This is a genomic window from Agromyces tardus (assembly GCF_003710805.1).
Lineage (GTDB): Bacteria > Actinomycetota > Actinomycetes > Actinomycetales > Microbacteriaceae > Agromyces > Agromyces tardus.
Genome location: NZ_RHHB01000021.1, coordinates 1 through 13,503 on the forward strand (window position 1 = coordinate 1; position 13,503 = coordinate 13,503).

14 protein-coding genes are annotated in these 13,503 nt (G+C 70.3%); 9 read left to right on the forward strand and 5 right to left on the reverse strand.

Annotated features, from left to right (window positions below; all coding sequences use genetic code 11):
• On the forward strand, nucleotides 1-729 hold a 729-nt coding region (locus EDM22_RS11250), incomplete at its 5' end, for a DarT ssDNA thymidine ADP-ribosyltransferase family protein (protein ID WP_122937152.1).
• A gap of 23 nt (nucleotides 730-752) precedes the next feature.
• On the opposite strand, the gene EDM22_RS11255 is transcribed toward EDM22_RS11250, so the two are convergent.
• On the reverse strand, nucleotides 753-1,376 hold the full coding sequence (locus EDM22_RS11255) for a GtrA family protein (RefSeq protein WP_245989335.1): 624 nt from the start codon (nucleotides 1,374-1,376) through the stop codon (nucleotides 753-755).
• On the opposite strand from EDM22_RS11255, the gene EDM22_RS11260 reads away from it, so the two are divergent.
• The 3 genes from EDM22_RS11260 to EDM22_RS11270 all read left to right on the forward strand — a co-directional run bounded on the left by EDM22_RS11260 (nucleotide 1,331) and on the right by EDM22_RS11270 (nucleotide 4,520).
• Nucleotides 1,331-2,593 carry a 5-(carboxyamino)imidazole ribonucleotide synthase gene (locus EDM22_RS11260; RefSeq protein ID WP_376917935.1) on the forward strand — a complete coding sequence of 421 codons (1,263 nt, stop codon included), beginning with the start codon at nucleotides 1,331-1,333 and terminating at the stop codon, nucleotides 2,591-2,593. The two genes, EDM22_RS11255 and EDM22_RS11260, sit on opposite strands and share 46 nt — an antisense overlap.
• A 98-nt stretch (nucleotides 2,594-2,691) precedes the next feature.
• Nucleotides 2,692-3,159: a 5-(carboxyamino)imidazole ribonucleotide mutase gene (purE, locus tag EDM22_RS11265; protein WP_122937154.1), complete on the forward strand. Its 468-nt coding sequence runs from the start codon at nucleotides 2,692-2,694 to the stop codon at nucleotides 3,157-3,159.
• Nucleotides 3,156-4,520: an LCP family protein gene (locus tag EDM22_RS11270; RefSeq protein ID WP_122937155.1), complete on the forward strand. Its 1,365-nt coding sequence runs from the start codon at nucleotides 3,156-3,158 to the stop codon at nucleotides 4,518-4,520. The genes purE and EDM22_RS11270 overlap by 4 nt, the downstream gene beginning before the upstream one ends.
• A gap of 59 nt (nucleotides 4,521-4,579) precedes the next feature.
• On the opposite strand, the gene EDM22_RS11275 is transcribed toward EDM22_RS11270, so the two are convergent.
• From EDM22_RS11275 to rfbD, 3 genes are all read right to left on the reverse strand, one after another.
• Complete coding sequence (locus EDM22_RS11275; protein WP_122937156.1) at nucleotides 4,580-5,716, reverse strand: glycosyltransferase; 1,137 nt, start codon at nucleotides 5,714-5,716, stop codon at nucleotides 4,580-4,582.
• A 108-nt stretch (nucleotides 5,717-5,824) separates the two neighbouring features.
• On the reverse strand, nucleotides 5,825-6,823 hold the full coding sequence (gene rfbB / locus EDM22_RS11280) for a dTDP-glucose 4,6-dehydratase (RefSeq protein ID WP_122937194.1): 999 nt from the start codon (nucleotides 6,821-6,823) through the stop codon (nucleotides 5,825-5,827).
• 48 nt (nucleotides 6,824-6,871) lie between these two features.
• The gene (gene rfbD / locus EDM22_RS11285) at nucleotides 6,872-7,729 is read right to left on the reverse strand and encodes a dTDP-4-dehydrorhamnose reductase (protein ID WP_122937157.1); all 858 of its coding nucleotides are present in this window, start codon (nucleotides 7,727-7,729) and stop codon (nucleotides 6,872-6,874) included.
• A 61-nt stretch (nucleotides 7,730-7,790) separates the two neighbouring features.
• On the opposite strand from rfbD, the gene EDM22_RS11290 reads away from it, so the two are divergent.
• Both EDM22_RS11290 and rfbA read left to right on the forward strand, forming a co-directional pair.
• Nucleotides 7,791-8,402 (forward strand): dTDP-4-dehydrorhamnose 3,5-epimerase family protein, encoded by a 612-nt coding sequence (locus tag EDM22_RS11290; RefSeq protein WP_122937158.1) that lies wholly within the window; start codon nucleotides 7,791-7,793, stop codon nucleotides 8,400-8,402.
• Between the two features lie 3 nt (nucleotides 8,403-8,405).
• Entirely contained in the window at nucleotides 8,406-9,272 is an 867-nt protein-coding gene (rfbA, locus tag EDM22_RS11295) for a glucose-1-phosphate thymidylyltransferase RfbA (protein ID WP_122937159.1), read from the forward strand.
• Between the two features lie 33 nt (nucleotides 9,273-9,305).
• On the opposite strand, the gene EDM22_RS11300 is transcribed toward rfbA, so the two are convergent.
• The gene (locus EDM22_RS11300) at nucleotides 9,306-10,172 is read right to left on the reverse strand and encodes a glycosyltransferase family 2 protein (protein ID WP_122937160.1); all 867 of its coding nucleotides are present in this window, start codon (nucleotides 10,170-10,172) and stop codon (nucleotides 9,306-9,308) included.
• A 181-nt stretch (nucleotides 10,173-10,353) separates the two neighbouring features.
• Here EDM22_RS11300 and EDM22_RS11305 point away from each other — a divergent pair, with 181 nt between their 5' ends.
• Genes EDM22_RS11305 through EDM22_RS11315 form a run of 3 tightly spaced genes read left to right on the forward strand, consistent with a single transcriptional unit; the run spans nucleotide 10,354 to nucleotide 13,487 of the window.
• Complete coding sequence (locus EDM22_RS11305) at nucleotides 10,354-11,595, forward strand: rhamnosyltransferase WsaF family glycosyltransferase (RefSeq protein ID WP_138708068.1); 1,242 nt, start codon at nucleotides 10,354-10,356, stop codon at nucleotides 11,593-11,595.
• Nucleotides 11,588-12,517: an NAD-dependent epimerase/dehydratase family protein gene (locus tag EDM22_RS11310; protein ID WP_122937162.1), complete on the forward strand. Its 930-nt coding sequence runs from the start codon at nucleotides 11,588-11,590 to the stop codon at nucleotides 12,515-12,517. Before EDM22_RS11305 ends, EDM22_RS11310 begins: the two co-directional genes overlap by 8 nt.
• A complete protein-coding gene (locus EDM22_RS11315; protein WP_122937163.1) occupies nucleotides 12,510-13,487 on the forward strand; it encodes a glycosyltransferase family 2 protein in 978 nt (325 codons plus the stop codon). The genes EDM22_RS11310 and EDM22_RS11315 overlap by 8 nt, the downstream gene beginning before the upstream one ends.
• Nucleotides 13,488-13,503 lie beyond the last annotated feature (16 nt).

The window sequence follows — 13,503 nt, forward strand, 5'->3', positions numbered from 1 at the left end:
CTACAGCGGGCCACGACCTCGACGCGCACCCCCGCGCGCCCCCGGGCCGCGGCCGGCCGGGCGCCCTCGCTCGGCGCGCCCGTCGACGTCCGCGGCACGCGCGTCTACCACGTGACGCACATCGACAACCTCGGCCGCATCCTGGGCGCCGGCGCGGTGCTCGCCGACCACGGCGACCCCGGGGCGAACCCCGTGGTGGACATCGCGGCGCCCGCGCTGCGGGACTACCGGCGCACCGCGCCGGCACCGGGCGGACACGGGGTGCTCGCCGACTACGTGCCGTTCTTCCTCAGCGTCGACGCGCCGCTGTGGGAGGCCGTGCGCGCCGGCGCCGCCGACCCGCGCCTCGCCGACGAGGAGGTGCGGCGCCCGGCCGCCGACCACGTCATCCTCGTGAGCTCGGTCGCCGCCGCGCTCGGCGCACGAGCCGACGTGCCCGGCGAGGTGGTCGCGAGCGACGCGGACGTCGCGGCCGGCACCGGCGTCGCGGCATCCGACTGGGCCGCCGTCGAACGCCTGCTCGTGCGCCTCACGCGCCTCGACGACGGCGCGGGGCTGCGCCCTGCGGAGTTCCACGTGCGCGCGCAGGTGCCGCTCGAGCGGTTCGCGCTCATCGCGGTGGGCAACGACCGGGTGCGCGACCGCGTGCGCCAGGCGCTGCGGGCCGTCGGGGCGACGACCCGCGTCGCGGTGTACCCGCCCTGGTTCCAGGCGCCCGAAGCCGAGTAGACACTCGGGCTCGAGCCGGCGGCTCAGCGCTCGCGAGGGATCGGAGGCGCCGCGGCATCCGTCGACGCGTCGCCGTGCTGCGGCCGGGCGTCGGTCGCGGGCGCCGTGGTGCCGACATCGACGGGCTCGGGTTCCTCGAACAGGCTCCGCTGCGCCTCCTCGACCCGCGCGATGTTGGAGAGCCCGTCGGAGCGGTGGTGGCCGAACACCCAGTAACGGTAGAGCACGAAGCGGAAGGCCGTGCCGAGCGCGAGGCCGACGACGTTCGTCGAGATGTTGTCGGCGAGCAGGCTCGTGAAGCCGAGCAGGTGGTGGCTGATCCAGAGGCACGCGAGCGAGATGAGCATGCCGCCGATCGACACCACGAGGTACTCGGCGAACTCGCGGACGTAGTTGCGGCGCCGATGCCTGCGGAACGTCCAGTAGCGGTTGCCGATCCAGTTGCAGATGATCGCCACGCTCGTGGACACCGTCTTCGCCCCGATCGCGGTGGAGATCCAGCCGTCGCCGAACGCCCCGAGGCGCAGCGCGTTGAAGAGGGCGACGTCGATCACGAGGCCGATGAGCCCGACCACGCCGAACTTCACGAGGTAGGCGAGGAATCCCGTCCACGCACGTCGCAGCACGGGGACCACGCGACCGGACACGGTACCGATCCTCCCATACGGGCCGGAGCCTAGACTGGGATGTCGCGGCGCGCACGGCGCCGCATCGAGCGGAACGGGGCGAACGGGTGCGAGTCGGAGTGATCGGCGCGGGGCAGCTGGCCCGCATGATGGTGCCCGCGGCGATCGAGCTCGGCGTCGAGTTGCGCGTGCTCGCCGAGGCCGAGGGGATGTCCGCCGCGATCGCCGCCGAGCGCGTCGGCGACTACACCGACGTCACGACGGTGCTCGAGTTCGCGCGGGGCGTCGACGTGATCACCTTCGACCACGAGCACGTGCCGCAGCACGTGCTGCACGCGCTCGTCGACGCCGGCGTTCCCGTGCGCCCCGGCCCCGACGCGCTGCGCTACGCGCAGGACAAGCTGCTCATGCGCGAGCGCCTCTCGGAGTTCGGCCTCCCGGTGCCCGACTGGGCGCGGGTGACGACCGTGGGCGAGCTCGACGACTTCATCGCCGACCACGGCGGCGCGGCGGTCGTGAAGACCCCGCGCGGCGGCTACGACGGCAAGGGCGTGCGCGTCGTGCGATCGGCCGCCGAGGTGGCCGAGTGGTTCGCCGGTCTCGCGGAGGACGGCCGCGAGGGGGCGCTCCTGGCCGAGGAACTCGTGGAGTTCCGCCGCGAGCTCGCGCAACTCGTCGCCCGGCGCCCCGGCGGCGAGGTCGCCGCGTGGCCGGTCGTCGAGACGGTGCAGGTCGGCGGCGTCTGCAGCGAGGTCATCGCCCCGGCGCCGCACTCGGCCGGCCGGCTCGCGGACGTCGCGGCCGACGTCGCGATCACGATCGCCGAACGCCTCGGCGTCGTCGGCGTGCTCGCGGTGGAGCTCTTCGAGACCACCGACGACCGCATCCTCGTGAACGAGCTCGCGATGCGGCCGCACAACAGCGGCCACTGGTCGATGGACGGCTCCACGACCGGCCAGTTCGAGCAGCACCTCCGCGCGGTCCTCGACCTGCCCCTCGGCGGCACCGGCACGCACGACGAGTGGGCGGTCATGGTCAACGTGCTCGGCGGACCCGAGCAGGGCACCCTCGCCGACCGCTACGCCGAGGCGCTCGAGGGCCACCCGACGGTGAAGATCCACAACTACGGCAAGGATCCGCGACCCGGCCGCAAGGTCGGCCATGTCACCGCCATCGGACCCGACCTCGACGACGTCGTCTACGAGGCGCGCGCCGCCGCGGCCGTCTTCCAGGACTGAGACGGGCGGGCTGAGCGTGCCGTCCGGCTTCTCCCAGCCGGTCGCCCTAGTATTTTCGGGTGACAGCAGGTAACCCCACCCCCCTCGTCGGCGTCGTGATGGGCTCCGACTCCGACTGGAACGTGATGCGCGAGGCATCCGAGCTGCTCGACGAGTTCGGCGTCGCGCACGAGGTCGAGGTCGTGTCTGCGCACCGCACGCCCGAGAAGATGATCGCCTACGGCCGGTCCGCGTCCGATCGCGGACTCAAGGTCGTCATCGCGGGCGCCGGAGGGGCGGCGCACCTGCCCGGCATGCTCGCCGCGGTCACGACCCTGCCGGTGATCGGCGTTCCCGTTCCCCTGTCGCGCCTCGACGGGCTCGACTCGCTGCTCTCGATCGTGCAGATGCCCGCGGGCGTGCCCGTCGCGACCGTGTCGATCGGCGGTGCGAAGAACGCGGGCCTGCTCGCCGTGAAGATCCTCGCGACCGCCGACGCCGCGCTCCAGGGCGCGCTGGCCGACTACGCGACGTCCCTCGCCGCGCTCGTCGAGGAGAAGAACGAACGGCTGAAGTCCACCCGATGAGCATCGCCGCAAGCCCGATCCGATTCCCGGATGCCGCGTCCCGCACGGTCATGACCCGGCGGGCCTGGTGGCTCGTCTGCCTCAACTTCCTCATCCCCGGGTCGCCGCAGGTGCTCGCCGGGGACCGCAAGCTCGGCCGCTTCGGGCTCGGCACGACGCTCGCCCTGTGGGCGCTCGCCGTTGTCGCCCTCGTGACGTGGCTCCTGGCGCCCGCTGCGCTCTACACGATGTTCTCGACCAGCATCACCCTCTGGATCGTGGCCGCGGTCCTCGCCTTCTACGCGGTGGTCTGGTTCGTGCTCACGCTCGACACGCTGCGACTCGTGCGGCTCGTGAAGACGGCGCCGTCGGCGCGCGGCTGGATCGCGGGGCTCACGGCGGTGCTCATGCTCTTCCTCTCGGGATCCGCCGCCTACGGCGCCTACCTCGCCACGACCGCGAGCGGGTTCCTCTCGTCGGTGTTCGTGGCCGGGCCGAGCGAGCCGCCGATCGACGGGCGGTACAACGTGCTGCTCCTCGGCGGCGACGCGGGGCCGGACCGCGACGGGCTTCGGCCCGACAGCATCCGCGTGGTGAGCATCGACGCCGACACCGGCCAGGCGGTGTCGATCGGCCTGCCACGCAACATGGTGGACGTGCCGTTCAACGACGACTCGCCGCTGCACGAGCTCTACCCCGACGGCTACGGCGCGATCGACGGCTGCGAGGTCGACGTCTGCATGCTCAACTCGATCTACACCGAGGTCGAGCTGAAGAGCCCCGACATGTATCCCGAGGCGGTCTCGCAGGGTTCCGAGCCGGGCATCGAGGCGATGCGGGATGCCGCGGAGGGCATCACCGGGCTCGAGATCCAGTACTACGTGCTCATCGACATGCAGGGCTTCCTCGACCTCATCGACGCGCTCGGCGGGGTCACCATCAACGTGCCCGAGGACATCCCGATCCACGCCGACGAGACGTTCACGACCGTCGCCGAGTGGATCCCCGCGGGCGAGCAGCATCTCGACGGCTACCACGCCCTCTGGTACGCGCGCTCACGGCACGGCACGAGCGACTACGACCGCATGGCCCGGCAGCTCCAGATCCAGGAGGCCGTGCTCGCGCAGTTCAACCCCGCGAACGTGCTCTCGAAGTTCCAGGAGATCGCGGCCGCCGGCACCCAGGTGGTGAAGACCGACGTGCCGCAGGGCATGCTCGGCTACTTCGTCGACCTGGCGCGCAAGACCAAGGAGCTCCCGGTCATCGCCGTCGAGATGGTGCCCGACAACGGGGTGGACCCCGAGGATCCCGACTACGAGTACATCCGGCAGCTCGTGCAGCAGGCGATCGCGCCGCCGACGGAGGAACCCGCCGACGGCTGACCGGCGTCGGACCGGACGGGTGCGGTTGCGCCCGGCCGCGGCCGTCGGGTCACGCGTGGCTAGAGGTCGGCGTGCAACTGCCAGACGCGCTCGGCCGTGTCACGCCAGCTGAAGGCGCGGCTCCGGTCGTGCCCGGCGATCGCGAGGCGCTCGGCGATGCCCGGCTGCTCGACGACGGAGGTGATCGCCGCGGCGAGTCGATCGGCGAACCCGTCGCCCACGCCGACCGGAACGGTGATGCCGGCGTCGGCGGCGACCTCGACGAACGCGGGCGCATCGGAATGGATGACGGGAGTGCCCAGGCTGAACGCCTCGATGAGCTCCGTGCCCGACCCGGCATCGTGGGCGGGGGCGACGAATGCCCGGGCGCCCGCAAGCACGACGGCGAGGTCGGCAGCGTCGAGCTCGTCGAAGTGACGCACCCGCCGCGGGTCGACACCGTATTCCTCGGCCACCGTTGCGAGGTGCTGGTCGCCCCAGCTCTGCGGCCCGATGACCACCACGGGGACCTCGGGCACCCCCGGGCGCCCGAGCGCCGCGAACACGTCGACCACGCCGCGTCGGGGCTCGAGGGTGCCCGTGGTCACGATGTAGTCGTCGGGGAGTCCGAGCCGGGCGGCGCGCTCGGCGCGGTCGGGGCCCAGCGAGAGCCCCGATCGCGGGGCCGTGCCGATGACGCGGACGCGCGCGCCGAAGTCGGCGATGCCCTGGAGCCGCTCTGCGAGCGCGTGCGTGGGCACGACCACGGCATCGGCGTGACGGCGGGCGCGCTTGAGCATGCCCTTCTGCCAGGCGACGGATGCCGCGCTGAGCGCCTCGGGGTGCGTCCAGGCGAGCACGTCGTGCACCGTGACGACCACCTGGTTGCCGTCAGTGGCCCGGTCGTGCCGCCGCAGTGGGGCGAAGAGGCTCGGGCTGTGGATCATCCCGCCCCCGGGCGAGGTGGTGACGTTCAGCTGCCAGGCGCCGGCGAGCTCGCGGCGCGCGAGCGAGGTCTTGTAGAGGCCCGAGAGGCCCGGCACGGCGGCGAGCACTCGGTCGTAGTCCTCGGGGAGCGACGAGGACACGATGCCCTCGACATCGCAGCCCGGGGGAGCGGCCGCCACGATCGCCCGCGCGAGGTCGTACGTGTACCTGCCGAGGGCGCCGGGGACGGGTGCGATGATCTGGTCGACGATGAGTCGGAGGGTGGTCACCTCGCTCCTTCCGTGGCCGGTCGCTGAAGCGGTTCCGCCCACACTAGTGCGCCGGGCTGATGCACGCCCGGCCTCGTCCACAGTGGGCGCGGTGGACGGTTCGAGGGCCTACTGCCCCTGCGCCCGGTACCGGGCCTCCGTCGCGTCCTTCTGGGGTGCCCACCAGGCCTCGTTGTCGCGGTACCAGGCGATGGTGTCCGCGAGGCCGGCCTCGAAGTCGGAGAACTGCGGTGCCCACCCGAGCTCGGAGCGCAGGCGCGTGGAGTCGATCGCGTAGCGCAGGTCGTGACCGGGGCGGTCGACGACGTGGTCGTAGGCGTCGGCAGGCTGCCCGAGGATCGTGAGGATCAGTTCGACGACCTGCTTGTTGTTCTTCTCGCCGTCGGCGCCGATCAGGTAGGTCTCGCCGATGACGCCCGTGTCGAGGATGGTCAGCACCGCGGAGGAGTGGTCGTTCGCGTGGATCCAGTCGCGCACGTTCTCGCCCTTGCCGTACAGCTTGGGCCGCTCGCCGCGGAGCACGTTCGTGATCTGACGGGGGATGAACTTCTCGACGTGCTGGTACGGACCGTAGTTGTTCGAGCAGTTCGAGATCGTGGCCCGGACGCCGAACGAGCGCACCCAGGCGCGCACGAGCAGGTCGCTGCCCGCCTTCGTCGACGAGTACGGGCTCGACGGGTTGTAGGGCGTCGATTCGGTGAACTTCGCCGGGTCGTCGAGCTCGAGGTCTCCGTAGACCTCGTCGGTGGAGATGTGGTGGAAACGGATGTCGTGCCTGCGCGCCGCCTCGAGCAGCGTGTAGGTGCCGACGATGTTCGTGTCGAGGAACGGGCGCGGCTCGTCGAGCGAGTTGTCGTTATGGCTCTCCGCCGCGTAGTGCACGACCGCATCGTGCTCGCCGAACAGCTCGTCGACGAGTGCGGCGTCGCAGATGTCCCCCTTCACGAACCGGAAACGGTCCGCGGGCAACCCCTCGAGGGAGGCGAGGTTGCCGGCGTACGTGAGCTTGTCGAGCACGGTGACGGTGTGGTCGGTGTTCGCGAGCACGTAGTGGACGAAATTCGAGCCGATGAAACCGGCGCCGCCGGTCACGAGGAGTCTTGACACGCGCTTCATCCTAGCGAGCCGACCGCGACGGCTCCTGAGGGTGGCCCGTTACGCCGACGGTGCGGCGACCGCTCCGGCCGCGACGGCCGCGTGCAGCGCCTCGCGCCAGTCGCGCATCTCCGGGATCCCCACGGCAGCCCAGCCGGCATGGCCGAGCACGGAGTACGCCGGTCGCGGCGCGGGTCGCACGAAGGCGGAGCTGTCGGTCGGCAGCACCCGATCGGGGTCGAGACCGACCTCGGCGTAGACGGCCCTGGCGAACTCGAACCAGGAGCACTGCCCGGCGTTCGTGCCGTGGTACGCGCCGGACGGGGCATCCGATTCGACGAGGAGCCGGATCTGGCGAGCGAGGTCCATCGTCCAGGTCGGCTGGCCGAGCTGGTCCGTGACGACGCTGACGGTGGGGTTCGAGCCGGCCAGCCGGATCATCGTCGCTGCGAAGTTCGGCCCGTGCGCGCCGTAGAGCCACGCGGTGCGCACGATGTAGGCGCCGCCGGGATGCTCCGCGAGCACGGCCTCCTCGCCGGCCGCCTTCGTGCGGCCGTATGCCGAGATCGGATGCCGCGGCGCATCCTCGGCGTAGGGGGTCGTCGCGCTCCCGTCGAAGACGTAGTCGGTCGACACCTGCACGATCCTCGCGCCCGCCTCACGTGCGGCGATCGCCAGGTTGCGCGCGCCCGACGCGTTCACCGCGAAGGCGAGCGCTTCGTGGGCCTCGGCGTCGTCGACCTTCGTGTACGCCGCGGCGTTGAGCACGAGGTCCTGGCCGGCGACGGCGGCGCGCGCCGCATCGAGATCGGTCACGTCGAGTTCGGACCGACCGAGCGGGGTCAGGTCGTGACCGGCGAACTCGGCACGCAGGTCGGTTCCGAGCATCCCGGAAGCGCCGGTGAGGAGGATGCGCATGATGGAGATCCTAGGCGGTCCCGCGCGCGGGCTCGGACCCGCGCGTTGGTAGAATCCAGCGGTGCAGATCCGCGAACTGAAGATCCCCGACAGCTACGAGGTCACCCCCAGGCAGTTCGGCGACGATCGCGGCGTGTTCCTCGAGTGGTACCGGTTCGATCGGCTCGAGGAGGCGGTGGGGCATCCGCTCTCGCTCGCGCAGGCCAACACGTCGGTCTCCCGCCGCGGCGTCGTCCGCGGCATCCACTTCGCCGACATCCCGCCGAGCCAGGCCAAGTACGTCACCGCGACCCGTGGCGCCGTGCTCGACTTCGTCATCGACATCCGCGTGGGCTCGCCGACCTTCGGCCAATGGGACTCGGTGCTTCTCGACGAGGTCGACCGTCGAGCGATCTACATCGCCGAGGGGCTCGGACACTGCTTCGTGGCGCTCACCGACGACGCGACGGTCAGCTACCTCGTCTCGGCGCCGTTCAACGCGCCGCGCGAGCACGGCATCGATCCGCTCGACCCCGAGGTCGGCCTCGCCTTCCCCGAGGAGGCGGGTGAGCTGCTGCTCTCGCCCAAGGACACCGAGGCGCCCGGCCTCGCCGAGGCTGCGGCATCCGGACTTCTCCCGACCTGGGAAGCGGCTCGGGCCTTCTACGACACGCTCAACAGCAAGGGGAACTGACCGATGCGCGGCATCATCCTCGCCGGCGGGTCCGGCACGCGGCTCTGGCCGATCACCAAGGGCATCTCGAAGCAGCTGATGCCGATCTACGACAAGCCGATGATCTACTACCCGTTGTCGACGCTCATGATGGCCGGCATCCGGGAGATCCTCATCATCACGACGCCCGAGTACAACGAGCAGTTCCGGGCGCTGCTCGGCGACGGCTCGCAGCTCGGCATCCGCCTCGAGTACGCGGTGCAGCCCTCGCCCGACGGCCTCGCGCAGGCGTTCATCATCGGCGAGGAGTTCATCGGCGACGAGAGCGTCGCGCTCGTGCTCGGCGACAACATCTTCCACGGCTCGGGCCTCGGATCGGCGCTCCGGTCGCACACCGACGTGGACGGCGCCCTCATCTTCGCGTACCAGGTCAGCGACCCCACCGCCTACGGCGTCGTCGAGTTCGACGACGACTTCCGAGCGATCTCGATCGAGGAGAAGCCCGCCCAGCCGAAGAGCGACTACGCCGTGCCCGGCCTCTACTTCTACGACAACTCCGTGGTCGGGATCGCGAAGACCATCGAGCCCAGTGCGCGCGGCGAGCTCGAGATCAGCACGGTGAACGAGCGCTACCTGCAGGCGGGCAAGCTGCAGGTGCAGGTGCTCGACCGGGGCACCGCCTGGCTCGACACCGGCACCTTCGAGTCGATGATGCAGGCGTCCGAGTACGTGCGGGTGATCGAGGACCGGCAGGGCTTCAAGATCGGGTGCATCGAGGAGATCGGCTGGCGCGCCGGGTGGATCGACGACGCGCAGCTGAACGCCCTCGCCGCGCCGCTCGCCAAGAGCGGGTACGGCGCCTACCTGCAGCGGCTCGCGGGCTCGCGCTGACGCCACGGCGTGGCTCCGGGCGAGCGGGATCGCTCAGTCGAGTCCCTGCGAGAGATGGCGTGCGCGCAGCCTGAGACCGAGTACGAGCGCCCAGCGCACCGGCGCGAGCACCGGCGACGCGTAGCGACGGCGCACGAAGCGCACCGCACTCTCATGGTGCGCGATGAGCATGCGACGCGACTCCGCCCGCGTCGAGAGTCCGCCGATATGCGTGACCACGGCTGACGGGATGTACCTGTTGACCCAACCCGCTCGCCCGAGGCGGTAGCCGAGGTCGACGTCCTCGAAGTACATGAAGTACTCCGGGTCGAATCCGCCCACCTGTTCGAACGCGGACCGACGCACGAGCAGGCAGGCACCGGAGAGCCAGCCTGCGGCACGGGGATGCGTGGGGGAGGTGCCCTCGCCGCGATACTCGCGCGACCAGGGATTGGACGGCCACGGACCCGAGAGGAGCGCGTGGCCGATCCCCGTGCGCAGCGAGGGGACCTTGCGGGCGGAGGGGTAGGTGGAGCCGTCGGGGTTGAGGATGCGCGGCCCGACCGAGCCGACGGTCTGGTCGTGCACCGCCGACTCCAGGAGCACCCGGAGGGCGTCGTCGCCGAAGTCGACGTCGGGGTTGGCGATCAGCACGAACCGCACCGCCTCGGGCAGCCGTGCCACCGCCGCATTGATCGCCGCGCCGTAGCCGACGTTGCGCTCGAGCTCGACGAGCTCCGCCCCGAACTCCGAAGCCGAGGCCCGCGCGGCCTCCCGGTCGGCCGAGGCATTGTCCGCGATGAGGATCGCCTCGGGTTGCAGTGATTGCATCCTGACGGATCGCAGGAACTCGGGCAGTTGCGCGCTCGAGTTGTACGAGACGGTGACCACGGCGAAGCGGTCCAGCGGGGCAGCGGACATCCCATCGATCCTATTCGGTGCGCGCCGCCGGTTCGTCCGAGCGTGCCGTCGATGACGGCGGGCGGAAGGCGGCGGGCTAGACTTGCCTGTCGGCGCAGGCGTGGCCGCCACCGGTCCCGGTACTCCCGGTCTTCCGGCGAGCGGCCAGGGGCCTGCGGGTGACGGACAAGGACGGTGGTACATGGCTTCGCGAGTGGCGCACAAGATGATGCGCCCGTTCCGGGTGCTTCGCGACGAGGGCCCGAGGGAATTCGCGGCCAGGGTGCTCGCGAAGGCGCATGCGCGGGTGGCCCGACACCGACCGGCGATGCTCGTCGACCTCGGCGATGCCTCCCGGGTCGACTGGACCGTGCGCCCCCCGGCGATGGAGGACCCGATCTCGGTGGCCGAGGGTCCGGTGGAGATCGCCTGGATCATGTCCCCGCCCGGCGACGGAAGCGGCGGTCACCAGAACCTGTTCCGATTCATCCGCTTCGCCGAGCTCGCCGGGCACCGCTGCCGCATCTACCTGTATCGCAGCAGTGAGATGCCGGTGAGCATCGCGGACATCAAGGCGATGGTCACGTCGCGCTCCGCGTACGCCGATGTCGATGCCGAGATCGTGATGTACGACGCCAGCACCGGCGTGCTGCCCACGACGCAGGCGATCTTCGCCACGGGTTGGGAGACCGCGTATCCCGCCTATCTCGACCCGTCGCGGGCGCGTCGCTTCTACTTCGTCCAGGACTTCGAGCCGAGCTTCTACCCGCTCGGCACGGAGTCGATGCTCGCCGAGAACACGTACCGCTTCGGATTCCACGGCATCACCGCCGGCGGATGGCTCTCGGCGAAGCTCCACGACGAGTACGCCATGACCACCGACCACTTCGACTTCGCGGTCGACAAGACCCACTACAGCGTCACGAACCGCGAGCGTCGCAGCGAGGTCTTCTTCTATGCACGGCCGGTGACCGCGCGTCGCGCCTTCGAGTTCGGCGTGCTCACGCTGAGCGAGTTCGCGAAGTTGAAGCCCGACGTGACCATCAATCTCGCCGGCTGGGATGTCTCGGGCTGGGAACTGCCGTTCGCCTACCGGAACCTGGCCACCCTCGACATCACCGAACTGAACGACGTCTACAACCGCTGCGCCGCCGGACTCGTGATGTCCCTCTCGAACATGTCCCTGCTGCCGCTCGAGCTGATGTCGTCGGGTGTGGCCCCGGTGGTGAACGACGGCCCCAACAACCGTCTCGTGTCGGACAACCCGTTCATCGAGTACGTCAAGCCGTCGCCCGCGGCGATGGCCCGTCGCATGGTCGAGGTCCTCGATCGTCCCGACGCGGTCGAGCGTTCGATCGCGATGGCGGCCTCGGTCGAGAACGTCAACTGGGAGGACTCGGGCGCCCAGTTCCTGAGCGCGTTCGAACGGGCCATGCGTGGCTAGGGCGCTCGTCGTCGGTGCCAACGGATTCATCGGCTCCCACCTCGTCGACGCGCTCGTCGAGAGCGGGCACGACGTGACCGCGTTCGACCGGTTCAGCTCGCAGCGGCCGACGTTCGCGTCCACCGCGCCCGCCGTGCTGCAGGGGGAGTTCCTCAGTCGCGCGGATCTCGAGACCGCGGTCGGGGGACAGCAGCTCGTCTTCCACTTCCTCTCCACGACGACGCCCGCGACCGCCGAGGCCGACCCGACCCTCGACATCCGCACCAACGTCGCGCAGACGGTGGAACTGCTCGAGGCGTGCGTCGCCGCCGGAGTCGAACACGTCTACTTCGCCTCGACGGGCGGCGCGATCTACGGTGACCAGGGCAAGCTCGAGTACGCCGAGACCGATCGCGCCCTGCCGATCTCGCCGTACGCGATCGGCAAGCTCACCATCGAGCACTACCTGCGATACTTCCGCGCGAAGCACGGCCTGCGGTCGACGGTGTTGCGGGTCTCCAACCCCTACGGCACCCGGCAGAAGCCGAACTCGAAGCAGGGGCTGATCCCGATCGCGCTCCGCCAGATCGTGCTCGGCCGGCCCGTGGTGCGGTTCGGCGATGGATCGATGGTGCGCGACTACGTCTTCGTGGAAGACCTCGTGCGCATGATCCTGCCGATCGTCGGGCGGTCGACGGTCCACGACCTGTACAACATGGGCAGCGGGGTCGGCTATTCGGTCAACGAGGTCATCGATTCGCTCCGCCGGGTCACCGGAATCGACTTCGAGATCGAGGAGCGGCGCATCCCGCCCACGTTCGTCGACCGGGTCGTGCTCAACACCGACCGCTATCGATCGGAGTTCGGCGAATTCCCCCTGACCGCGCTCGACGACGGCGTCCGGCGCACCTACGACGAGATCCGGAGGCACGTGGATGCCTGAGCCCATCGTGACGGTGGCGATCCTCACCTACAACGGCGAGGAGTACCTCGAGCGGATCCTGCAGCAATTGCGCCGCCAGCGGCTGGACGGCGGGTTCGAGGTGCTCGTCATCGACTCCGGGTCGACGGACGCGACGCTCGACATCGTCCGCCGCCACCCCGAGGTGCGGCTGCACGAGATCCCGAACTCCGAGTTCGGCCATGGAAAGACGCGCAATCTCGCAGCCCGACTCGCCCGGGGCGAGTTCATCGCCTACCTCACGCACGATGCCGTGCCCACCAACGAGGATTGGCTGCGGGAGCTCATCGCGCCGTTCGCGATGGACGAGCGCATCGTGGCGGTCATGGGCAAGCAGGTGCCGCGGCCGGGATGCTTCCCGCTGCTGAAGTACGAGATCAAGGGCGTGTTCGCCGGATTCGGACCGGACTTCGGCACCTCGGTGTTCTACAAGGACGAATCCATGTCCGACGAGGGCACCCTCGGCGCGCTGGGCTTCTACTCCGACGTGAACTCGGCGGCGCGACGACGTTTCCTGCTCGAACAGATCCCCTACCGCGACGTGCGCTACGCGGAGGACCAGCTCTTCGGCCGCGATGTCATCGAGGCGGGCTACCGCAAGGCGTACGCGCCGCGTGCCGCCGTGGAGCACTCGAACGACCTGACCCTCGCGGAGTACGGGCGGCGCATCTTCGACGAGACGGTCGGACTCCGGCAGATCGGGTTCCCGATCCCACGGATGTCCCGGGCCTCGCAGTTGCGGCTCACCCTTCGAGGGATCGTCGGCGACTCGCTCCGGATCCTCCGGGATCGCGACTACTCCTGGCGACGCAAGCTGTACTGGCTGGTCGCGAACCCGGCGTTCCAGGTGCGGAAATGGCGAAGCTATCGCGCGTCGACCCTCGTCGACCTGGCCGACGAGGGCGCGATCCGAGCCGGCTCGCTCGAGCACAGTCGGAAGCGGGCGAGCTGACGCTTGACGTGACCGG